This window comes from Kribbella sp. NBC_00709, assembly GCF_036226565.1.
Classification (GTDB): domain Bacteria; phylum Actinomycetota; class Actinomycetes; order Propionibacteriales; family Kribbellaceae; genus Kribbella.
The window spans coordinates 6,136,050-6,156,797 of sequence record NZ_CP108996.1; the positions used below are offsets into that span (position 1 = coordinate 6,136,050).

Annotated in this window: 19 protein-coding genes and 1 riboswitch; of the genes, 5 read left to right on the forward strand and 14 right to left on the reverse strand. The window is 69.2% G+C overall.

Features of this window, described 5'->3' with window-relative positions; all coding sequences use genetic code 11:
- Window positions 1-1,155, reverse strand: coding sequence for a M24 family metallopeptidase (locus OHA18_RS30110; protein WP_328998699.1), 1,155 nt, complete (start codon window positions 1,153-1,155; stop codon window positions 1-3).
- Window positions 1,152-1,907: a maleate cis-trans isomerase family protein gene (locus OHA18_RS30115; protein WP_328998700.1), complete on the reverse strand. Its 756-nt coding sequence runs from the start codon at window positions 1,905-1,907 to the stop codon at window positions 1,152-1,154. The genes OHA18_RS30110 and OHA18_RS30115 overlap by 4 nt, the downstream gene beginning before the upstream one ends.
- Before the next feature lie 67 nt (window positions 1,908-1,974).
- On the opposite strand from OHA18_RS30115, the gene OHA18_RS30120 reads away from it, so the two are divergent.
- From OHA18_RS30120 to OHA18_RS30130, 3 genes are read left to right on the forward strand one after another with little or no spacing between them, the layout of a single operon-like run.
- A complete protein-coding gene (locus OHA18_RS30120; RefSeq protein ID WP_328998701.1) occupies window positions 1,975-3,015 on the forward strand; it encodes a D-2-hydroxyacid dehydrogenase in 1,041 nt (346 codons plus the stop codon).
- Window positions 3,012-4,397 (forward strand): amidase, encoded by a 1,386-nt coding sequence (locus tag OHA18_RS30125; protein ID WP_328998702.1) that lies wholly within the window; start codon window positions 3,012-3,014, stop codon window positions 4,395-4,397. Before OHA18_RS30120 ends, OHA18_RS30125 begins: the two co-directional genes overlap by 4 nt.
- Window positions 4,394-4,891 (forward strand): DUF3830 family protein, encoded by a 498-nt coding sequence (locus tag OHA18_RS30130; protein WP_328998703.1) that lies wholly within the window; start codon window positions 4,394-4,396, stop codon window positions 4,889-4,891. Before OHA18_RS30125 ends, OHA18_RS30130 begins: the two co-directional genes overlap by 4 nt.
- Here the strand turns inward: OHA18_RS30130 and OHA18_RS30135 are convergent.
- The 11 genes from OHA18_RS30135 to OHA18_RS30185 form a co-directional block, all read right to left on the reverse strand.
- Entirely contained in the window at window positions 4,888-5,700 is an 813-nt protein-coding gene (locus OHA18_RS30135; RefSeq protein WP_328998704.1) for a MerR family transcriptional regulator, read from the reverse strand. The genes OHA18_RS30130 and OHA18_RS30135 overlap by 4 nt on opposite strands.
- A 9-nt stretch (window positions 5,701-5,709) precedes the next feature.
- Window positions 5,710-7,005 carry an amidase family protein gene (locus OHA18_RS30140; protein ID WP_328998705.1) on the reverse strand — a complete coding sequence of 432 codons (1,296 nt, stop codon included), beginning with the start codon at window positions 7,003-7,005 and terminating at the stop codon, window positions 5,710-5,712.
- 33 nt (window positions 7,006-7,038) lie between these two features.
- A complete protein-coding gene (locus OHA18_RS30145; protein WP_328998706.1) occupies window positions 7,039-8,196 on the reverse strand; it encodes an amidohydrolase family protein in 1,158 nt (385 codons plus the stop codon).
- Window positions 8,197-8,278: 82 nt separating this feature from the next.
- The gene (locus OHA18_RS30150) at window positions 8,279-9,457 is read right to left on the reverse strand and encodes a M20 family metallopeptidase (RefSeq protein ID WP_328998707.1); all 1,179 of its coding nucleotides are present in this window, start codon (window positions 9,455-9,457) and stop codon (window positions 8,279-8,281) included.
- 17 nt (window positions 9,458-9,474) lie between these two features.
- On the reverse strand, window positions 9,475-11,046 hold the full coding sequence (gene atzF, locus OHA18_RS30155; RefSeq protein ID WP_328998708.1) for an allophanate hydrolase: 1,572 nt from the start codon (window positions 11,044-11,046) through the stop codon (window positions 9,475-9,477).
- Window positions 11,043-12,995, reverse strand: coding sequence for a 5-oxoprolinase/urea amidolyase family protein (locus OHA18_RS30160; protein ID WP_328998709.1), 1,953 nt, complete (start codon window positions 12,993-12,995; stop codon window positions 11,043-11,045). The genes atzF and OHA18_RS30160 overlap by 4 nt, the downstream gene beginning before the upstream one ends.
- A 2-nt stretch (window positions 12,996-12,997) precedes the next feature.
- Window positions 12,998-13,615 carry an urea amidolyase associated protein UAAP2 gene (locus tag OHA18_RS30165; protein WP_328998710.1) on the reverse strand — a complete coding sequence of 206 codons (618 nt, stop codon included), beginning with the start codon at window positions 13,613-13,615 and terminating at the stop codon, window positions 12,998-13,000.
- Window positions 13,612-14,265 carry a DUF1989 domain-containing protein gene (locus OHA18_RS30170; RefSeq protein WP_328998711.1) on the reverse strand — a complete coding sequence of 218 codons (654 nt, stop codon included), beginning with the start codon at window positions 14,263-14,265 and terminating at the stop codon, window positions 13,612-13,614. The genes OHA18_RS30165 and OHA18_RS30170 overlap by 4 nt, the downstream gene beginning before the upstream one ends.
- The gene (locus OHA18_RS30175; RefSeq protein ID WP_328998712.1) at window positions 14,262-15,797 is read right to left on the reverse strand and encodes an amino acid permease; all 1,536 of its coding nucleotides are present in this window, start codon (window positions 15,795-15,797) and stop codon (window positions 14,262-14,264) included. Before OHA18_RS30175 ends, OHA18_RS30170 begins: the two co-directional genes overlap by 4 nt.
- Before the next feature lie 108 nt (window positions 15,798-15,905).
- Window positions 15,906-16,020, reverse strand: a riboswitch (guanidine-I (ykkC/yxkD leader).
- 97 nt (window positions 16,021-16,117) lie between these two features.
- Window positions 16,118-17,056, reverse strand: coding sequence for an NAD-dependent epimerase/dehydratase family protein (locus tag OHA18_RS30180; RefSeq protein WP_328998713.1), 939 nt, complete (start codon window positions 17,054-17,056; stop codon window positions 16,118-16,120).
- Window positions 17,057-17,127: 71 nt separating this feature from the next.
- The gene (locus tag OHA18_RS30185) at window positions 17,128-18,528 is read right to left on the reverse strand and encodes a serine hydrolase domain-containing protein (protein WP_328998714.1); all 1,401 of its coding nucleotides are present in this window, start codon (window positions 18,526-18,528) and stop codon (window positions 17,128-17,130) included.
- 37 nt (window positions 18,529-18,565) lie between these two features.
- On the opposite strand from OHA18_RS30185, the gene OHA18_RS30190 reads away from it, so the two are divergent.
- Window positions 18,566-19,462, forward strand: coding sequence for a diacylglycerol/lipid kinase family protein (locus tag OHA18_RS30190; RefSeq protein ID WP_328998715.1), 897 nt, complete (start codon window positions 18,566-18,568; stop codon window positions 19,460-19,462).
- Here OHA18_RS30190 and sigJ read toward each other — a convergent pair.
- Window positions 19,436-20,293, reverse strand: a complete 858-nt coding sequence (sigJ, locus tag OHA18_RS30195) for an RNA polymerase sigma factor SigJ (protein ID WP_328998716.1) — start codon at window positions 20,291-20,293, stop codon at window positions 19,436-19,438. The genes OHA18_RS30190 and sigJ overlap by 27 nt on opposite strands.
- A gap of 77 nt (window positions 20,294-20,370) precedes the next feature.
- On the opposite strand from sigJ, the gene OHA18_RS30200 reads away from it, so the two are divergent.
- On the forward strand, window positions 20,371-20,742 hold the full coding sequence (locus tag OHA18_RS30200) for a DoxX family protein (RefSeq protein WP_328998717.1): 372 nt from the start codon (window positions 20,371-20,373) through the stop codon (window positions 20,740-20,742).
- The last annotated feature ends 6 nt before the right edge of the window (window positions 20,743-20,748 follow it).

The following is a 20,748-nucleotide window of genomic DNA, read 5'->3' on the forward strand; positions in this document are numbered from 1 at the left end:
TTACCTCCTGATCGTCAGTTCGTGGGACAGGCCGGTCAGTCGTTCCACTCCGCCCGCGGTGACCGCGACGGGTTCGGACAGCTCGTAACCCCAGCCGTCCATCCACATCCCGAGGATCACGTGGAACGCCATCCCCGCGGTCAGTACGGTCGTCTCGCCGGGGCGCAGGCTGACGGTGCGCTCACCCCAGTCCGGCGGGTACCCGATGCCGATCGAGTACCCGATCCGCGAATCCTTGACCAGGCCCTGCGCCGCGATCACGTCGTTGAACGCGGCGTGCACGGCGCTGCCGGTGACGCCTGGCCGAATTGTCGACAACGTCGCCTGCATGCCGTCGGCAACGACCTTGGCGGTCTCCCGCAGTCGGCGCGGCGGGTCGCCGAGCATCACCGTGCGCGCGAGCGGAGCGTGGTAGCGGTCGAATACCCCGGCCAGTTCGATCGTGGTCGCCTCGCCGGCGGTGAACGGGCGGTCGGTCCAGGTCAGGTGCGGCGTACCCGCGGCGTCACCGGTCGGCAGCATCGGCACGATCGCCGGGTATCCGCCGCCGTGCTCGGGTGTTCCGGTCGCCTGCGCGGCGAGGATCTCCGCGACCAGATCGCACTGCCGCAGTCCCGGCCGGAGTTGCTCGAGCGCGACCCGCATCGCCTGCTCGGCGATCGATCCGGCGATCCGCAGCCGGCGCAGTTCGTCGGGCGACTTGACCAGCCGGACCCAGTTCACCAGCTCGGCCGAGTCGACCAGCCGGTGACCGGGCAGACCGTTGCTCAGGGCAAGGTAACCGCGGGCGGAGAAGTAGTGCGCGTCGCCCTCGACCGCGACGTCCGCACCGGCCGGGATCATGTCCCGGCAGAGCCCGGCGATCCAGTCGTACGGGTGTACGTCGGGCCGGTGCACGAGATCCTCGGGATAGCCGTGGACCTGGTCCGCGCGCAGGTTGCAGGTGTACGACGCCCCGGCCGCATCCATCGCCCGCGCGAACAGCCGGACCTCGCCGTCCGCAGGGACGAGCAGGCACTGCGGGGTGTAGAACGACCAGGCGTCGTACCCGGTCAGGTAGAACAGGTTCGCCGGATCGCTGACAATCAGCGCGCCCAGACCGCGGTCCGCCATCACCCCACGGACCCGAGCCAGCCGCTCGCCGTACTCGCTCATGCGGCCCCCATCAGACTCTGTCCCGGCCCGACTCCTCGGCGCCCGGCGAGTTCGAGCGCGGACCACATGGTCACCTGGTTCGCGGTCAGTACCGGTTTGCCGAGTGCGGCCTCCAGACCCGCGATCACGTCGTACGTCGGGAGATTCGTGCAGCTGATGAACACCGCCTCGGCGGAGTCGCTGTCGATGCTGCGGACCAGCTCGACCGTCGTCTCGTACGGGACCGCCCAGATCTGGCCGATCAGCCCGAGCCCGGCGGTCGCGACTACCTCGATGTCGGCCTCGGCGAGGAACGTGGTCAGCCCGGCGGTGAGGTCGTTCGTGTACGGCGTGACCGTCGCGATGCGGCTGATCCCGAGCCGGTTCAGCGCTAGCAGGAGCGCGCCGCTCGTGGTCACCGCCGCCGGTGCTCCGGCTGCGACCATCGCCTCAACGAGCCCAGCCTCACCGGACAGCCCGCCGATGAAGCTGCCGAACGTGCACGCGTACGCGACTGCGAGCGGACCGACCGGGAGGACGTTCATCGTGGTCTGGGCGACCATTTCGGGATCCGAGATGTGGACGGCCATCTCCAGGGTCGCCGCCATCGGCGCGTACGGCGTCCGGGTGACGTGCAGGGTGACGTCGTCGGGGACCCAACGCCACAGTTCGCGGTCGAGCGCGAAGTCGTAGGGGGCGACCACACCGATGCCGGTCTGCAGCAGCGTGGGCACCGGTGCCGGCAATGGGTGGGTGGACGGGCGCGTACTCATGCGAGTCAGTGTGCGGCCCCGGATAGATTGTTGACAATCCTACCAGCGAATTCCTAGCCTCATGGGCGTGCCAGCATCCTCCCCGCGACCCGCGATCGCCGTGCTCTGTGAGCGCGCGACCGACCGCCCACCCGGTCTCGACGACCTGCCCGTCGACTTCCGGTACTGCGCCGCGGACGGTCTCGGTGCCGCCGTGCGAGGAGCCCAGGCGCTGATGCTCTGGGACTTCTTCTCGACCGCGGTCCGGGATGTCTGGGCGGACGCCGGCAGCCTCGAATGGATCCATGTCACCGCGGCCGGAGTCGACACGTTGCTCTTCGACGAGCTGCGTGATTCGGCGGTCGTCGTCACCAATGCGCACGGGGTGTTCGACCGGCCGATCGCCGAGTACGTCCTCGGCGCGGTGATCGCGCACGCCAAGGACAGCCGGCGCAGCTTCGACCTGCAGCGCGGTCACGAATGGCAGCACCGCGAGACCCGCAGCATCCTCGGCGCGAAGGCACTGATCGTCGGAACCGGCGCGATCGGCCGCGCCACCGCAAGGCTGCTCCGCGCGGCCGGCCTGGAAGTCCGCGGCGCCGGCCGACTGGCCCAGCCGGTTGATCCAGAGCCGGGGGATCAGGGCCGGGGCGGCCAGGGGCAGGGCGAGCTGCGGCGCGGCGATCCGGACTTTGGTGTGGTTGTTGCTAGTGGCAACTTGTCGGCCCAGGTGGGGTGGGCCGACCATGTTGTGCTGGCGGCGCCGTTGACGGAGGCGACGCGGGCGCTGGTGGACGCCGAGGTGTTGGCGGCGATGCGGCCAGGGACGCACATTGTCAACGTTGCGCGTGGTCCGATTGTCGACGAAACCGCACTGCTGGCCGCCCTCGGGACCGGACGGATCGCGGCCACCCTGGACGTCTTCGACACCGAGCCGCTGCCCGCCGGCCATCCGCTGTGGGATGCGCCGAACGTGACGATCACCGCCCACATGTCCGGCGACGTGATCGGCTGGCGCGACACGTTGGCGGCGCAGTTCGCCGCCAACGTCCGGCGCTGGCTGGCCGGTGAACCGCTGCTGAACGTGGTGGACAAGAAACTCGGCTACATCCCGACAGGAGATCGATGACGCAGGCAACCGAATTGGTCGAGGGTTATCGGAGCAAGCAGATCTCGCCGGTCGAGGCCACGCAGGCCGCGTTGGACGCGATCGAGCGGTACGACGGCCAGGTGAATGCCTTCGTCCTCGTGGATGCCGAGGGCGCACTGGCCGCCGCGAAGGCGTCGGAGGCCCGGTGGCACGCAGGGGAGCCACTGGGCCCCGGCGACGGCGTACCCACGTCGATCAAGGACGCATTGTGGACAAAAGGATGGCCGACAATGCGCGGCAGCACGCTGATCGACCCGGCCGGACCGTGGGACGAGGACGCGCCGTCGGTCGCGCGTCTGCGGGAGACCGGCGCCGTGATCCTCGGCAAGACGACCACCCCGGAGTACTCCTGGAAGGGCGTCACCGACTCGTTCACGTACGGCGCGACGGGCAACCCCTGGGACCCGGCGAAGACGTCCGGCGGGTCGAGCGGCGGCTCGGCGACCGCGGTCGGGCTCGGCATGGGCGTGTGGTCGCTCGGCACCGACGGCGGTGGGTCGGTCCGGATCCCGGCCGCGTTCACGGGTACGGTCGCGCTGAAGCCGACGTACGGGTTGATCCCGCTCTTCCCGCCGAGTGCGTTCGGGACGCTTTCGCACGCTGGTCCGATGACGCGGACGGTGCGGGACGCGGCGGCGCTGCTCGATGTGGTCACCGGGTACGACCCGCGGGACTGGTCGGCGATGCCGACGCCGGCGACGTCGTTCCTGGCCGGGATCGACGACGGGGTGGCCGGGCTGCGGGTCGGTTTCTCGGCCGATCTCGGGTTCGTCCGCAACGATCCCGAGGTCGAGGCGCTGGTCCGGACCGCGGTCGGCGTACTCGCGGATGCGGGAGCCGTGGTGACCGAGGTCGATCCCGGTTTCAGCGATCCGATCGACGCGTTCAACGTGTTGTGGTGGTCCGGCGCGGCGAAGGTGCTCTCGGCGTACGAGGTCGACGACCGGGTCGATCCAGGACTGCGCCGCGTCGCCGAGCTCGGTGCGGTTTACACGGCGTCAGATTTCCTCGATGCGACCGCAGTACGCATGGATCTCGGGACGCTGATGGGGCGGTTCCACCAGCAGTACGACGTACTCGTCACGCCGACGCTGCCGATCACCGCGTTTCCGGTCGGGCAGGACGTGCCGGACGGTTCGGCGTCGCCGGATTGGACCGACTGGACGCCGTACACGTATCCGTTCAACCTGACCCAGCAGCCGGCGCTCAGCGTGCCGTGCGGGTTCACGAAGGCCGGACTGCCCGTCGGTCTGCAGGTGGTCGCGCCGCGGCACGCCGACGCGCTCACGTTGCGGGTCGGGCAGGCGTACCAGGCGGCGACCGACTGGCATCGGCGTACACCTACCTTGGAGGCCAAGTGAGCAAGTACATCACCGTCAGCCTGGACAAGCGCGGCGTGAGTTGTGTGGCGAAGTTGCTCGACGACGTAGCGCCGCGAACCTGTGCCGCGGTGTGGGACGCGCTGCCGCTGTCCGCGCCGGTGTTCCACGGCAAGTACGCGCGGAACGAGATCTACACGCTGCTGCCGGCGTTCGCTCGGGCCGATCCGGGCAAGGAGAACACCACGATCACGCCGATCCCGGGTGACCTGTGCTGGTTCTCGTTCGACTCCGACGACCTCGGCAATCCGGCGTACGGGTACGAGAACACGACCGGCACCGGGACGACCGGGGCGATCGTCGACCTCGCGGTGTTCTACGGGCGGAACAATCTGCTGATCAACGGCGACCAGGGATGGGTGCCGGGCAACGTGTTCGGAGCGGTGACCGAGAACCTCGACGAGTTCGCCGCGGCCTGCCAGGACCTGTGGATGGGCGGCGCCCGCGGCGAAACCCTCTCGTTCAACCGGCTCTAGTTGATCGGCTGCTGCAGTTCGGTGACCCAGCCGGCTGGGTCGTCCGGCGTGTCGAGGTAGAGCTCGCGCGCCGGTTCGCCCGCGCGGTGGTTGTTGTCGTCGATCCAGCGGGCCAGCGCCTGCCAGGCCGGCAGGACCTGGTCGATCGGTCCGCGGTGTACCAGCGTCGCGGCTCGGATCGCCGGGAGGTCGATCACCTCGAGTCCGTTGAGGTTGCCGCCGGCATCGACCGCTGCCGGAACGGTTGCCCGGACGACGACCTCGTCCTCGGATTCCTGATTCCGCTCGTACAGGCAGGTCAACCGGCCCGCCGGGCGTACGTCGGCCTCGGGCAGCCGTCGGCCGAGCTCCGCGCACAGCGGGTGCACGACCGGCGTGATGTCCTCCGGCGTGAAGCTCGCCGCGGTCGCCGTCAGACCAACCAGCCGCACGGCGGGCAGCTCCTTCACGACGATGTCCGCCGCCGGATCGTCGGCCTCCAGACCGCGCAACCGCGCCTCGACCTGGGCGAGCCGTGCGTAGCTCTCGGCCACGGTTGTCTCCAATTGCGCCCGTCGCATTGTCAACAATGCGCGCATCTCGAGCGGACCGAGATTGTCGGCAATCATCGCGCCGACCTGTTCGAGCGTGAACCCGAGATCCTTCAGCGCGACGATCCGGTTCAGGTCCGCCAACTGCCCGGCGGTGTAACTGCGGTAACCGGTCGCCGGGTCGACGTACGCCGGGCGCAGCAGCCCGAGGGCGTCGTAGTGCCGCAGCATCCGAATCGACACCCGCCCGTGCCGCGCGAACTCACCGATCGCGAACATGGGAAGCAGTCAACCAGCCAGCAGTTCCGCGAACGTGATCGCGGTGTCGTCCTCGTGCCACGGGCCGATCACCTGGGCGCCGACCGGCAGCCGGTCCTTGGTGTGTCCGATCGGCATGCTCAGGGCGGGGTGGCCGGTCAACGAAGCGTGGGCGATCCAGAACACCTGCGCGTCGTACGGCTGATCGTTGATCGTCGTCGATCCGTGCGGGAAGGCGACAGCGAAGCTCGTCGGGCAGAGGAAGACGTCGACGTCCTCGAAGTACCGCTGCCACTTCCTGCGCGCCTCCAGCCGCGCGTATTCGGTCGCGAGCAGATTGTTGACAATCATCGAGGTCGGTTCGCCTCCATGCAGCGCGAAGAACAGCTCGACCTGCCGGCCGAACTCATCGCCCTGCTCGTCCGGGTCGACCTCGTCCGGCCAGCCCTCGACGATCTTCGCGCCGCTCCGCGCCAAGCGGTCGATCGTCTCGGAGAGCGCCTCCCCGACCTCGCTGGTGACCTGCGCCGACGGGTGATCGGTGACGACGCCGACGCGGAAGTCCTCCAGTCGCCGGTGCCGGGGCGGCGTCAGTGTCCACGAGTACGGCGCCTCGGGGCCGGCCGTTGCGCGGAGAGCGGTGCGGATGTCGACAGCTGAACGAGCGAGTGGTCCGATTGTCGACAACTTGGGCAGTTCGCTCAGCAGGTCCGGCGTACCCGGGACCTGGAAGCCGCGTTGCGGGACGAGGCCGTTGGTCGGCTTCAGTCCGTACACCCCGCAGTAGGCCGCCGGGAGCCGGATCGAGCCGACCAGGTCCGAGCCGTACTCGAGGTACGTGAGGTCCGCGGCCAGTGCGGCCGCTCCGCCGCCGCTCGAACCGCCTGGCGTGCGGGTGAGGTCGGCGGGGTTGTTCGTCCGGCCGTAGATCTCGTTCACGGTCTGGCCGAAGTCCGCGAGCATCGTGTGCACATTGCTCTTGCCGACAATGATCGCGCCGGCCCGCTGCAGCCGCTCCACGACGGTCGCATCCCGATCGGCGACGTACTCCGCGAACGCCGGATTGCCCCAGGTCGTGTGCAGACCCGCGACGTTGATGCAGTCCTTGACCGTCATCGGAACACCATGGAGCGGGCCGACCCTGCGACCCGCCGCCACCTCCGCGTCAGCCTGGTCGGCCGCTGCTAGCGCGTGGTCCGGGCGGATCTCCACGACCGCGTTCACGTCGGTGTCTGCGGCGATTCTCACCAGCAGTTGCTCGGTCACCTCGCGCGACGTGACCTGACCTGTGCGAATCCGCTCTGCAACCTCTCCAGCTGTCATCATGCAGCCGGTCTAAGGTCTGACACAGTGTCAGAGTCAAACCTCGACGCCGTTGTGAATGACCTGCCGGATCCGGTTCTCGAGCGAAGTACAGTCCAGCTCGGTCCCATCCAGCAGCACGAGATCCGCCCGCTTGCCGACCGCGATCTCGCCGCGGTCCTCAGCGAGGCCGAGCAAGCGGGCCGCCTCGATCGTTGCCGCCCGCAACGCCCCGGCATCGCCCAGTCCGGCGGCGGCCAGGTGCCTCAACTCCCACAGCACCTCCGTGTGTGGCCGGACGGGATTGTCGGTGCCCATCGCGATCCGTACTCCGGCGTCGATCGCGAGCCGCATCGAGTTGCGGTGCGCTTCGGCTGCACCTTCCGGCGCATGTTCGGGGTCGGACTGCGTGACGGACAACGTCGGCACGTACCAGGTGCCCGCCTCAGCCATCGCCGCGACCGCACCCTCGTCCAGATAAGTCCCGTGCTCGATGCTCGCCGCCCCGGCTCGCGCGGCCAGCTCGACCGCCCGCGCTCCGTGCGCGTGCACCATGACCTTCCGGCCGCCGCGTCGCCGGGCCTCGTCCACGAGCGCGCCCATCTCGTCCGCGGTGAGCTCAAGGTCGTGCACGCCTTTCCCGATCGCCATCGATCCGGTCGCGGTCACCTTGATCCAGTCGGCGCCCGCCCGGACCATCCGCCGTACGACGGCCCGCGCCGCGTCCGGCCCGTCGAAGATCGGATCCGGCAGCGAGGGATCGTCGAAGAAGTCGACTGCCCCGGTCCGCGGCGCCCACAGGTCGCCAATGCCGCCCGTCGTACCGACCTGGCGCAGGCTGATCAACAACTCCGGCCCGTCGATCCACCCCTTCTCCACCGCCATCCGGACACCGGCATCGGCGCCCCACGCATCCCGCACCGTCGTCACGCCGAGCTGGAGCAGCGTCCGCAACACCAGTACGGCGGACAACGGCCGAACCGACCGCGGCAACCCGAACGGATCAAGCCGCGTCTGCGCAATACACACATGCGTATGACAGTCGATGAACCCCGGAACCAGCATCCCGCCACCACAGTCGACCGCCTCATCACCATCGAGCCCGAGCCCGACACCGACGATCCGATCACCTTCCACCACGACGTCCGCCGTACGAACCTCACCGCGGTCGACGTCGAGAACCGAACCAGAGTGCAGAAGAAGACGCCGCGTCATCACAACATCCTCCCAACCCCAGGGCTCACCCCTCCCACCATGCAGCCGCCGACGGGTCAGTGGGCTGCGTGCAGGTCGGTTGCTATGTGAGGAGGCGGTGGGCGGCGAGGGCGTAGGTGCGGGCTGCCGTGAGGAGCTCGGCGACGGGGACGGATTCGTCGGCGCGGTGGGCTTGGGTGGTGACTGAGCCGGGGCCGAGGACGACGACGGGTACGGCGAGGTCGCGGGCGATGTAGCCGCCGTCGCAGGCCGCGGTCCACCCGGCCAGCGGCATCGGCTCGCCGCCGCTGTCCAGACGGGCGGCCTCGGTGATGCGGATCAGGTCGGCGTCCGCCTCGGTCTCGAAGGCCGGCATCTCCATCGGCATCGCGAGTTCGACGGTCAGGCCGCGATCTTCCAGGCGGAGGGCGGCTACGCGACGGCCGAGATCGGCGAGGACCTCGGCGGGGGATTCGCCGGGGAGGAGGCGGCGGTCGGCGACGACGACGCACTCGGCCGGGACGATCGAGCCGCCGGTACCGCCGTTGATCTGGCCGACGCTCCAGGTCGCGGGACCGAGGAGGGGATGCGGTGCGGTCGCGAGTTCGGCGTGCAGGCGTTCGATCTCGGCGACGACGGCCGCCGCGCCGTAGATCGCGTTGGCGCCACCATCCGGGTTGCCGGCGTGCGAGGCGCGCCCGTGCACGGAAACCTGCAGGTACGAGTCACCACGCGCGGCGATGATTGTCTGCAGGTCGGTCGGCTCAGCAGTGATACAGCCGACGTACCGATGCTGCGCTTCGGCGATGTACGCGCGGATACCTTTGCCGGTTTCTTCTTCGTCTACTACTGCGGTCAGTTCGACCGGGCCGGCGAGCGCGGTGCCACGGAGGGCGGCCAGGGCGATGAGGGCTGCGGCGAGGCCGCCCTTCATGTCGGAGGTGCCGCGGCCGTAGATCCGGCCGTCGCGGAGCAGGCCGCCGTACGGGTCTACGGTCCAGCCGTCGCCGACCGGGACCACGTCGGTGTGGCCGAGCAGCAGCAGTCCAGGATTGTTGCCTCCGGCAAGTGTGACCGTGACGTTGTCGCGGCCGGGTTCGACGGGTGAGGTGCGGACGTCGAGCCCGAGCTCACGGGCCGCCGCGGCGAGGACGGCTGCGGTGGCGGCCTCCTCACCGGGCGGGTTCTGCCCGTGTGCCCGGACCAGGTCCTGCGTGACGCGGACCAGCAGGTCCTCGTCGATCCGGTCCAGCACCTTCTGTTCGGCGGGTGTCAGGCTCATACCCACCAACCCTAGGCTCAGCTTCCGGACAGGTACGCGCGCCAGCCGCCGGAGGACGTGATGTCGCGGGCCGGATCCGCGGCGTCCGCGGTGCACACGAACCCGAGCACCTGCTGTCCGTCCGCCAGTTCCAGCGGTCCGATCGCCAGCGGCGGATCGATGGTCGCCGCGAATCCGCCCAGCTCGGCCGCCGGCACCCGCCACACCTCGACCTCGATCCCCGGCCCGTCCGGACCCGTCACCGTCCGCGTCAGACCCGGCCGCGGTCCGTCGACCAGATACATCCGGTACGACGACGCAGTACGACCGGTGAATGCGAGCCGCGCGCCACGCCGTACCAGCTGATCGTTCAGCGGCTGGCCGGACAGATGCGCGCCCGCGACCGCCAGTAGGACGCCGGAGTCACGGGTCGGCACGGGCTCCCCGCACCACAGCGCCGCCAGATCGATCAGCTCGTCGTCGCGACCGGCCGGCGCCATGAGCTGGATGCCGAAGGGCAGCCCGTCGGCACGATCCGGACCCGGGAACGCGACCGCGCACAGATCCAGCAGGTTGACCATGTTCGTGAAACGACCGAGCCGGCTGTTCGCGCCGATCGGGTCCGCCGCGACCTCAGCGAGCGTGGGATGCCCGGGCGTGACGGGCAGCAGCAGCGCGTCGAGTTGCGTCCACAGGTGCTCGCTCGCGCGGGCGAGCGTCGCGAGCCGGTCGAAGCCGGCGAACGCAGCGGACGCGGTCAGCGCCGCGCCGCCCCGCACGATCGCCCGTACCGTCGGATCGACCGCGGGGTCGTCGTCGAGCTTGTCCCCGAAGGCCAGCCAGCGCTCGGCCAACCACGGCCCGGAGTACAGCAGATCAGCTGCCTCCAGCAGCGGCCGCACATCCACCTTCACGACCTCACCGAGCCGATGGGCCTCGGCGAGCGTCTCCTGCCACGCCGCCTCATGCTGCGGGTCCAGATCCAACCCCACATCCGGTACGCCGATCACGCGCCCCGCGCTGTGCCGAGGCAGATCGTCAACACGTCGCGACCAAGCATCATCCGGGTCATAGGCAACCATCACGTCGTACGCCGCCCGCGCGGTCGCCACCGTGCGGGCCATCACGGTCACGCAGTCGAGCGATCGACAGGCCGGTACGACGCCGCGCGCGGAGACGAGCCCGCGACTCGGCTTGATGCCGACGAGCCGGTTGAACGCAGCCGGAACCCGACCGCTACCAGCCGTGTCCGTGCCGAGCGCGAAGTCGACCTGTCCAGTCGCCACGGCCACGGCACTGCCCGAGCTCGATCCGCCCGACACATGCTGCTCGGAGAACACCGAGTGACAGGCGCCGTACGGCGATCGCGTGCCGACCAGCCCGGTCGCGTACTGATCGAGGTTCGTCTTCCCCAGCGGTACGGCGCCGGCCGCGATCAGCCGATCGACCACGAACGCGTTGCGCTCCGCGGGGCGACTGTTGCGGGGATCCCCGGCGGTCGTCGGCACCCCTGCAAGATCGATGTTGTCCTTGAGCGCCATCGTGAGTCCGCGCAACCGGCCGTCCGCCGCCTCGACCGGGTCGACCCGGGTGATCCATTCGTTGTTCATGCGCCCCACCGAGCCCGCTCGGCCTCGAACGCGGCGCGGCGTCTGGCCCGCACGGTCGCTATATCCACAGGTGCCTCCTGCTCGATCCGGCGTACGTCGGAGATCGAGAACGTCGCCGGCGTGGTCTTCAGGTCTGCCCGCCCGGCGGCGATCTCGGCCCGCTCGTGCGCGAGCTGCTCCGCCGACACCGGCGTGAATCTGATCAGGTCGAACTGCCTCAGCAACCAAGGCTGCTCGTCGGTGGGGGACAGGCGCCAGACCGGGACCGTGCGCCCGACCAACTGGTACCCGCCGGGGCCTTCCATCCCGTACACACAGAGATAGATCCCACCGATTCCGACCGCGTTCTGCGGTGTCCAGGTCCGGGCCGGGTTGTACTTCGTGGTGACGAGCCGGTGCCGCGGGTCGACCGGCACCGCGACCGGCGCACCGAGATAGACGTCGCCGAGACCGACCACCAGGTACGTCGCGGCCTGGACGATCTCGAAGACCTCGTCCCGGGTATCGAGATCGTTGACCCGGCGGATGAACTCGACGTTGTCCGGGCACCACGGTGCGTCCGGCCGGACCGAGGTCGCGTACCGGCGCATCGCCTCGTGCGCCTCCGGGTGATCGAACGCGATCGGCAGCACGACCTCCCGGGCCGGCAGCACTACGGTCTCGGGATCGTCCAGACCGGCGGCCAGGAACGCGAGCCGCTCCGCGAGCGCGGTCAGTGCGAGCCGGGACGAGTCGACCGCGACGAGGAGCGACCGCACGCCTTCGACGATCTCCGCGACGCCGGCCGGCCGATCATGCCGGAGGGCCTGGGCCAGTAGGTGGATCCAGACGCGGACGGTGAGGTCGAGCTCGGCCGGACCTGCCTCGACGAGCAGGTGTTGCTCGCCGGCGCATCTGATCGTGTACGGCGGCGCCGTCGCGGACCGCTCGCCTCGGTGCAGGATGTCCGGGCGGTTCGGCGTACCGGTCGAAACGGCGACGGACGTTGGCTCTTGTCGCAGATCGGTCAGCCAGCGACGCCGGTGCTCGATCGCCTCGATCGCCACGTCCGGGGTGACCGGGACCAGCTGTACCGAGTCGCCGGCGCTCAGCTGGCCGAGCATCCACCGATCGGCTTCGATCACCACGGCAGGTACGACGAAGCCGCCGAGCGACGGGCCGTCCTTGCCGACGATGACCGGAGTGTCCCCGGACAGCATGATGCCACCGACCGGGTACGCCGAATCGTGCACGTTCGAGGGATGCAGACCGGCCTCGCCGCCGTCGGTCCGGGCCCAGCCGGGAGTCGGACCGATCAGGCGGATGCCGGTGCGGTCGGAGCGATGGTCGACAATCCAAGCGTTGGCAAAGAACGCGTCGATTCCTTCGGTGGTGAGATGTTCCGGCGCGCCGTGGGGTCCGGGGATGACCCGCAGCTGCCAGGAGTCCGACATCGCGGGCAGTTCCACCGAGAGCGGAGTCAGCAGATTCTCCTGCCTGCCAAGCGGAATCCGGTCGCCGGCAGCGAGCGGCTGGCCGTCGTGACCGCCGAAGCCTCCGAGGATGAACGTTGACCGGCTGCCGAGCACCCGCGGTACGTCGAGCCCGCCCTGGATCGCCACGTACCCGCGCATCCCTGGACCTTCGAGCGGACCGACGTCCAGCACGGAGCCCGCCGGCCACCGGATGACCATCCCGGGCTTGACTCGCAGATTGTCGACAGTTGCATTGCGGACAGCGCCGCCGACGCAGACCAGCCGATCTTCGTCGCAGGTGAGCACCGGTCCGTTGAGTACGCACTCCAGTCCGGCCGCGGTGTCCGGATTGCCGACCGCGGCGTTGAGCAGCGCGAACGTGAGTTCGTCAGCAGCGCCTGACGGCGGTACGCCGACGTCCCACAGCCCGGGCCGGCCGGCGAGATCCTGCACCGTCGTTTGGATGCCTGGGGCAACGACTGTGATGGTGGCCAACGTCACCACCAGCCTTGGAGCTGGACCGGCGTCGGATTCCAGCCGTTACAAGGATTGTTGACCTGCGGACAATTGCTGATCAGGACGAACAGATCACGGCTCGCGGTGATCTCGACGTACTTGCCCGGGGCTGACAGGCCGTCCTCGAACGTCAGGCCGCCGGTCGACGTCACCGGCACGTTCATGAAGAAGTTGACGTTGTGGGTGAGTTGCCGCTGACCGATGCCGGCTGCCGCGCCGTAGCGGAGGAACGTCTGCCGGCAGGCGTGCTGGTGACGCGTGAACTCGCCGTACCGGATGACGTTGCTCTCCTGCGAGCACGCGCCGCCGACGGTGTCGTGCCGGCCGCAGGTGTCGTCGCTGATCACGGCGAGCTCGTCGAGCCTGGTCGACACCAGGCGTGATCCGGTGGTCAGGAACACGGCCCGCTGCTCGCGGATCGTGTCGAACGCGGAGTAGCGGTTGTCGATGTCGTGGGCGTCGTAGAACAGCGTGTCGACGGCTTGGTTCCCGTGCAGGTCGACAATCCGCAACCGCCCACCGGTCGGCACGGTCACGAGTGCGCCGTCGCCGGCTTCCACCACGGTGTCGAGGGCAACGGTCGTTGCGGTGATGGTCATGCGATCAGCTCCCGGGTCAGGCGCAGGGCGCGGATCGCTTCCTCGCGCAGGTCGGGATCCTCAACGTTTACAGGGTTTTCGAGCTGTACGGCGACACTCGCGGCGGACCCGTCGGACAGCGGATGGGGTGCGGTCGAGATGAAGATCAGCAGGTCCTGGTCGGCGCGGAGTGTGACGGTGTCGCCGGTGTGTGCATGGTCGGGGATGAAGGCGAGAGACGCGCGCGGGTCGTCCGCGACGGCGACCTTGCTGAAGAAGTTGATGCAGCCGTGCAGGTCCGCTTCGCCGAAGCCGTGCTTGATGAGTTCGAGCAGGAGGAGCCGGTTCGGGCGGGCGCCGGCGAGGCAGTCGTGCCAGTCGAGGCTTGAGGCGATGACAGTCGCCAGCGCGAGGCCGCGGTCCGACATCAGCACCATGCCTGGTTTGATGCGCGCCGACATCTGGGATTTCAACGTGTCGGGGATGTTCAGGCGGTCGAGGCGGTCGGCGCCGATGATCAGCATCGTCGCGTTCGCGCCGTCGCTGAGCGCGGTCAGCGTGATCGTGCGTCCCGCACGCACCGGCGCAGACCACGCGGCGTCCCCGGGAATCTCGTGAGCGGGCGCGGGGGTGGCAGAGGTGGCGTCGGAAACGGCGTCAGCGGGAGTCATGCGCTGGCTCCTTCTGCTTCCACCGCCGGTGTGGTGGTGCGCGTGGGTACGCCGATCGAGGCGTAGTACGCGGTGCGCTGGGCGCGGTAGGCGAGGAGTCCGCCCGCGGCGACGATGGCGAGGGTGATCAGCGGGAGGTAGTGGAGGTACCAGCCGTCGCCGGCCGGGTCGTACACCTCCGCGCGCGGCCAGCCGAGGTTGATCGCCATCGCGAGCCCGTACGCCACCGCGATGATGTTGACAACCAGACCGAAGCGTCCGAGCGAGAACAGCGGCCGGCCGTTCTCGTCCACTCCGGCCGGCAGCCCGCCGCCGGTCAGACGTCGTACCAGCAAGGGCGTGGTGACCATCAGGTACGCGACGTACAGCAGCATGATGCAGACGCTGGCGAGGCCGAGGAACAGGCCCGCGTTCCCCACGTTCACGACCAGGCAGACAGCGGCCAGCACACCCGGTACGACGGTTGCGGCCACCGGCGTGCCGGTGCGCTCGGACACCTGGCGCAGCTGTCGCGAGCCCGGCAGGACGTTGTCGCGCGCCATCGAGAAGATCATCCGGGCCGCGGCGGTCTGGATGGCGAGCGTGCACACGCAGACCGCGAGCGCGACGTCGAGCAGCAGGAGCTTGCCGGGCGTCGTACCCAGCCGGCTCGTCAGCACGTAGGGGAGGCCTTGGGTGGCAAGGTTTCCGTCGGTCAGCGACGGCGCGGCCATCAACGCGGCGACGATCAGGAACGCACCACCGATGCCGGAGGCAACGACCGCGCGGATGATGGTGCGCGGGGTCGTCGCGCGCGGCTTGTGCGTCTCCTCCGACAGCTCGCCCGCACTGTCGAATCCGACCAGCACGTACGCCGCCATCAACGCCGAGATGAGCAGCGGTACGACGTACCCGGTCGTGCTGTCCAGGTTCGTCGTGTGCAGGACGACGGACGGACCGCGCTCGGCGCGGCTTGTCAACAATACGACGATCAGAACGACGCCAATCAGCTCACAGGTCACTCCGACCGAGTTGACGAGCGCGGTGATCCGCACGCTGGTCGCGTTGAGCAGAGTGGTCGCGACGAGCAGCAGGCAGCCGAGGAGTACGGCGTTCGCGGCGCCGTCCTTCGACGCCAGGGCAGGGTCACTGCCGACCAACTGGAAGCCGGGCCAGACCGCAGGCAGCACGACCTGCAGCGCGATCGCGGCGGTGGCTAGCGTGATGATCTGCGCGATCACCATCGTCCAGCCAGCGAACCAGCCGACCACGGCGCCTCCGAGACGACGAGCCCACTGGTAGATCGCGCCCGACAACGGGTACCGCGCGGCGAGTTCGGCGAAGCACAACGCCACCATCAACTGGCCGGCCAGGACAGCGGGCCAGGTCCAGAAGAACGCCGTACCGCCGAAGCCGAAGCCCAGGCCGAAGAGCTGGAAGACAGTGGTGAGGATGGAGACGAACGAGAAGCCGGCCGCGAACGACGCGTAGCTGCCGACGCGGCGCGAGAGCTGCTGGGCGTAGCCGAAATGGCCGAGGTCCCGTGCGCCCAATTGATCGGTGGTCAGTGTTTCGGGGGGTGCTGCGCCAAATCCTGGCATTCCGGCCTCCGCTGGGGATCAGGCCCGGAATGCACGCACAGCAGCCCGGGGCCTTTCAAGGCCTCCCGGGCTTTTGTCCCGCCGTGGAACGGCGCTCTGCTGCGAGCACCGCCTCCCCTCTCGGACCAGTCCTGCCGTCACGTCGACCAGCAGCGGAACCCTAGGGGCGCCCCGCCGTCCCGGCGGGTCCTGACCAGTTCAGGGCCCGCCGGTTTCAGCAGTCGTCCTCACGTGTAACGCGGAAGTAAAGAAAACCTCTCACTGTTTCCGGCTCACAGCCCTTCGCGGAAACCTTCCCGCCAGGACGCGTACCCGGGCTGCCAGCCGAACGTCTCCTTCGCCAGCGTGTTGTCCGCCCCGCGGATCTCGGTGAACGCCGCGACCCCGACGTCGCCGACCGCGAGCCGGCCAACCCACGCCGGGATGTGCCGCGGCGCCTTCGCCCCGAGGATGCGAGCGAACTCCGGCAGCCAGACCGCCGCCTGCGCCGGGTCGTCGTCCGCGACCTGGAAGACCCCGGTCACGTCGCTCTCGATCGCCTTCACCGTCACCGAAGCGGCGTCGTCGTAGTGGATGAACGACCACACCCCGGCGCCGTCGCCGATGATCGGCAGCCGGCGCTTCTGGATCAGCTCCACCATCGAGCCGCCCTTGCCGATGTCACCGGTGGGGCCGTAGAAGCTCGCGTACCGGAGCGCGACGCCCTCGATCCCGTCGGCGTTCAGGACCGCCGACTCGAGGTGCTTGATGCCGGCCATCGTCTTCTGCTGCGCGGGCACCGGGTTCGGGTCGAACGGGTCCGCCTCGGTCTTGGTGGCGGATCCGCCATGCTGCAAGTTCCAGCCGGCGTACGACTGGACGACGAACCGTCGTACGCCGGCAGCCTGGGATGCGGCGAGCAGGTTGTCGGTGCCTTCGGTCCGCAGCCGGTTCGTCATCGCGAAGCTGTCGTCGAAGTGCTTGAAGTCGATCCCGCTCTTGAGCGCGGTCATCTGGTGTACGACGACCTCCGGGCGGACCTTCTCCACGGCGGCGCGGACGGCGTCGGCGTCGAGGCCGTCCGCGAGTACGACGTCCGCCCCGAACGACCGCACGCTGCTCGCGCCGGACTCGGACCGGGTCATCCCGGTCACCTCGTGCCCGGCCGCGATCAGCTGCGGTACCAGCGACCGGCCCATACCGCCGGTCGCGCCTGCCACCAAGACCTTCATGTCATCCTCCGTCGTCAGTGATTACGACCCGGAGGACACGCGCCGGCCCCAGCTGTGTGACATGACCCCGGTCACACCTCCGAAGTCAGCGTGAATTCGGTCGGCCCGAACGACACGTTCAGCTCGCCGTCGACGGTCATGGAGTCGCCGGTCACACGACAGGTGAATGTGGCAACGAACGGCGTCTCGACCCAGCGGAGCGTGGCTACGAAGGCGTCGCCGTCGCCGTACGCGCTGGTCACGATCCGGTTGCCGGCTTCGAGGCTTGCGTCGTACAGGCTGCCCAGGGTGGACTGCTCCCGCCATTCGCCGGGCCCGCAGACGATGTCATGTGATGCGCCGCCGCCGAACTCCCGGAAGGTGAACACACCGGTCCCGTCCGCGTCGAGCCGCACGGCGGTCAGACCGGCATCGTTCTCTCCACTGAACTGATACGTCCGCCCGTCGCCGCCGCTCGGTGCCGAACCAGTCGGCGGCAGCAGTTCCAGTCGCGCGGGCCGGGCGACCGTCGGGACCTCCTTGCCTTCGAGCGCGGGCAGCAGGAACTCCCAGACCGTGTTCAGGATCGCCTGCATGTCGGTGGTCGCGCTGGTGACGATGAGCGCAGCGTCGTACTCCGGGAACACCAGGCAGAACTGCCCGAAGGCGCCGTCACCGCGATACGTGTTGTGGCGACTGCGCCAGAACTGGAAGCCGTACCCCTGCTTCCAGTCCGGGTTCTCCTCGGTGTCGTTGGGGACCTGCTTCGAGGTGGCCGCTTCGTACCACTCGGCGGGGACGAGTTGCTTGCCCTGCCACTCGCCGTGCTGCAGCAGGAGCTGGCCGAAGCACGCGAGCGACTCCGTGTTGATGCTCAGGCCCCAGCCGCCGGTCGTGATGCCTTCCTTCGACACCTGCCAGGTCGCCTCGGTGGCGCCGAGCGGCTCGAACAGCCGCGGCCGCAGGTAGTCGAGCAGCCGCTCGCCGGTCAGCCGCTGCAGGATCGCGGACAGCATGTACGTCGCGCCGCTGTTGTAGACGAACACCGTGCCGGGCTCGTGCGCGACCTCGAGGCCGAGGAAGATCTTCACCATCCGGCGGTCGCGGCTGAGCGCCTCGACGGTGTCCTGCGAGTGCCCGGTCGTCATCGTCAGCAGGTGCCGGATCTTCATCGCGGCCAGGTTGTCGCTGACCGTCTCCGGCAGCTCCTCCGCGTCGAAGAACGAGATCACCGGGTCGTCCAGCGACAGCAGCCCCGCGTCGATGGCCAGCCCGACACCCGTCGACGTGAAGCTCTTCGACACCGAGAACAGCAGGTGTGGATCGTCCAGCCGGTACGGCGCCCAGGCCTCCTCGAGCACTACCTGCCCGTGCCGCAGCAGCATGACGGTCTGGATCTCCGGCTCGCCGGCGTCGAGCGCCCCGACAAAACTGTCGAGCGCCGCGGCGGACAACCCCTGGGCTTCTGGCGTACTCCGTGGAAGTCTGCTCACCCCGAGCACGTTATCTCTCCGAACGGACAAAAATAAGGTGAGTCCTGCCAGGCGGGCAGCCGTCATCGTGAACCCCGTCAAGGTCGACGTCGACCCGTTCCGCCGTACCGTCGAGACCGCGCTGGCGGAGCGAGGGTACGACGGTCCGCTGTGGCTGGAGACGACCGAGGACGACGCCGGGGTCGGGATGGCCCGGCAGGCGATCGACGAGAAGGTCGATCTGGTGCTGGTCGCGGGCGGCGACGGGACGGTCCGCGTGGTGTGCGCCGAGCTGGCCGGGACCGCGATCCCGGCGGCCGTGCTGCCCGGCGGGACCGGCAACCTGCTCGCCCGCAACCTCGGCATCTCCCTCGAGCTCGACGACGCGCTGCTCGAGCTTCTCGACGGCTCGGAGCAGCGGATCGACAGCGTGCGGATCAAGGGTGACAACCTGCCCGACGACCGGTTCGTGGTGATGGCCGGCCTCGGTCTGGACGCCGCGATCATCGAGGACGCGCCCGACGACCTGAAGAAGCGCGTCGGCTGGGCCGCGTACGTCGTCTCGACGCTGAAGAACCTGAACCACCCGTTCGTCCGCGTCGAGATCACCGTCGACGACCAGCCGCCGGTACGCCGTCGTGCGCGCACCGTGGTGATCGGCAACGTCGGCACGCTCCAGGCGAACATCCCGCTCTTCCCTGACGCGACGCCCGACGACGGCCGGATCGACCTCGTCGTACTCGCGCCGCGCCGGATCAGCCACTGGCCCCGGCTGGCGCTCGGCCTGGTGATCAAGTCGTGGCGCGAGCGCGATGTCGAACGCTTCACCGGCGCGCGCATCCAGGTCCGCGCCGATCGCCCGGTACGCCGCCAGCTCGACGGTGACGCGATCGCCGAAGGTACGTCGCTCGTGGCGGAGGTGGATGCGTCAGCGCTCGTCGTCCGCGTGCCGTGAGGGCTGGACGTGCATCAACTTGTCGGGGTTGACGATGCCGTGGATCGCGCTGATCCGGCCCTCCGCGACGACGAAGGACCAGATGGCGACGGTGCGGTCCGCGCGGTCGTGGATCCGCAGGGCGGGTTGGCCGCCGACGTGCACCGGTTCGGTCGTCAACTCGCGGAACTTGCCGAACGCGCCGATGAGCATGCGGGCGACGTTGCCGGCGCCGTGCACCGGTCGCGGGAAGCCGCCCTTGCCGCCGCCGTCGCCGGTGAAGGTGATGTCCGGGGTGAGTAGCGCGACGAGGTCGTCCAGTTCGCCTTCTTCGGCGGCCGCGACGAACCGTCGGACCAGCTCGTCGCGTTCCTTCGGTGAAGGGTCGAAGCGCGGTCGATTGTCGGCAATCCGACGACGGGCGCGGACGGCGAGCTGGCGGCAGTTGGCCGGGGTCTTGCCGAGGATGCTCGCGAGGTCGTCGTAGGAGTAGCCGAAGACGTCACCGAGCAGGAAGACCGCGCGCTGATCGGGAGAGAGGCGCTCGAGGACGACGAGGAACGCGGTGGACAACGAGTCCGAGAGTGCGGCGCGGTCGGCCAGATCGACGTACTCGTCGACGGCAGGCTCCGGTAGCCACGGCCCGAGGTACTCCTCCCGCTGCCGCCGGGCCGACCGCAGCTGGTCGATCGCCAGCCTGGTCGTCACGGTGGTCAGGAACGCCTTCGGTGACACGACCTCGGGCTCCCGATGCAGCCGCAGGTACGCCTCTTGGACGACGTCCTCCGCGTCACCGAACGTGCCCAGCATCCGGTACGCGATCGACAGCAGCAGCGGCCTGAGTTCCTCCATCACACCTTCACAGACGATCGAGGGCGTCTCCCAGTGACAGTGTCACACCGCCGTGTTGTCGATCGTCTGCAATCGACATGAACGTCATAACCTGGATCTTCAGCGGCGCGCTCGCGGTCGTCTTCACGATCTCCGGCGTCTTGAAAGGCACCATGTCCCGCGCCCGCCTCCTCGCCAGCGGTCAGACCGGCATCGCCCCGTTCCCGATGCCGCTCGTCCGCGTCACCGCGTACTGCGAACTCCTGGCCGTCGTCGGCCTTTTCGCCCCCTGGCTCACCGACAGGGCCCGCGTCCTCACGCCGCTCGCAGCCGTCGGCCTGGTCATCGTGATGATCGGCGCCGCGACGTCACACTCCTCGCTCCGCGAGCCCCGCAATACCGCCGCCAACACCATCCTCCTGGCACTGGCAGCCTTCGTCGCAGCAGCCCGGTTCGCCTCGCTGACCTGACACAGT

What these genes read in the sequence shown, in the direction of transcription:
- OHA18_RS30110 (WP_328998699.1), bottom strand. Translation starts at nt 1,155, where the DNA reads ATGAGCGAGTACGGCGAGCGGCTGGCTCGGGTCCGTGGGGTGATGGCG.
- OHA18_RS30115 (WP_328998700.1), bottom strand. Translation starts at nt 1,907, where the DNA reads ATGAGTACGCGCCCGTCCACCCACCCATTGCCGGCACCGGTGCCCACG.
- OHA18_RS30125 (WP_328998702.1), top strand. Translation starts at nt 3,012, where the DNA reads ATGACGCAGGCAACCGAATTGGTCGAGGGTTATCGGAGCAAGCAGATC.
- OHA18_RS30135 (WP_328998704.1), bottom strand. Translation starts at nt 5,700, where the DNA reads ATGTTCGCGATCGGTGAGTTCGCGCGGCACGGGCGGGTGTCGATTCGG.
- OHA18_RS30140 (WP_328998705.1), bottom strand. Translation starts at nt 7,005, where the DNA reads ATGATGACAGCTGGAGAGGTTGCAGAGCGGATTCGCACAGGTCAGGTC.
- OHA18_RS30145 (WP_328998706.1), bottom strand. Translation starts at nt 8,196, where the DNA reads ATGACGCGGCGTCTTCTTCTGCACTCTGGTTCGGTTCTCGACGTCGAC.
- OHA18_RS30150 (WP_328998707.1), bottom strand. Translation starts at nt 9,457, where the DNA reads ATGAGCCTGACACCCGCCGAACAGAAGGTGCTGGACCGGATCGACGAG.
- atzF (WP_328998708.1), bottom strand. Translation starts at nt 11,046, where the DNA reads ATGAACAACGAATGGATCACCCGGGTCGACCCGGTCGAGGCGGCGGAC.
- OHA18_RS30165 (WP_328998710.1), bottom strand. Translation starts at nt 13,615, where the DNA reads ATGACCATCACCGCAACGACCGTTGCCCTCGACACCGTGGTGGAAGCC.
- OHA18_RS30170 (WP_328998711.1), bottom strand. Translation starts at nt 14,265, where the DNA reads ATGACTCCCGCTGACGCCGTTTCCGACGCCACCTCTGCCACCCCCGCG.
- OHA18_RS30180 (WP_328998713.1), bottom strand. Translation starts at nt 17,056, where the DNA reads ATGAAGGTCTTGGTGGCAGGCGCGACCGGCGGTATGGGCCGGTCGCTG.
- sigJ (WP_328998716.1), bottom strand. Translation starts at nt 20,293, where the DNA reads ATGGAGGAACTCAGGCCGCTGCTGCTGTCGATCGCGTACCGGATGCTG.
- OHA18_RS30200 (WP_328998717.1), top strand. Translation starts at nt 20,371, where the DNA reads ATGAACGTCATAACCTGGATCTTCAGCGGCGCGCTCGCGGTCGTCTTC.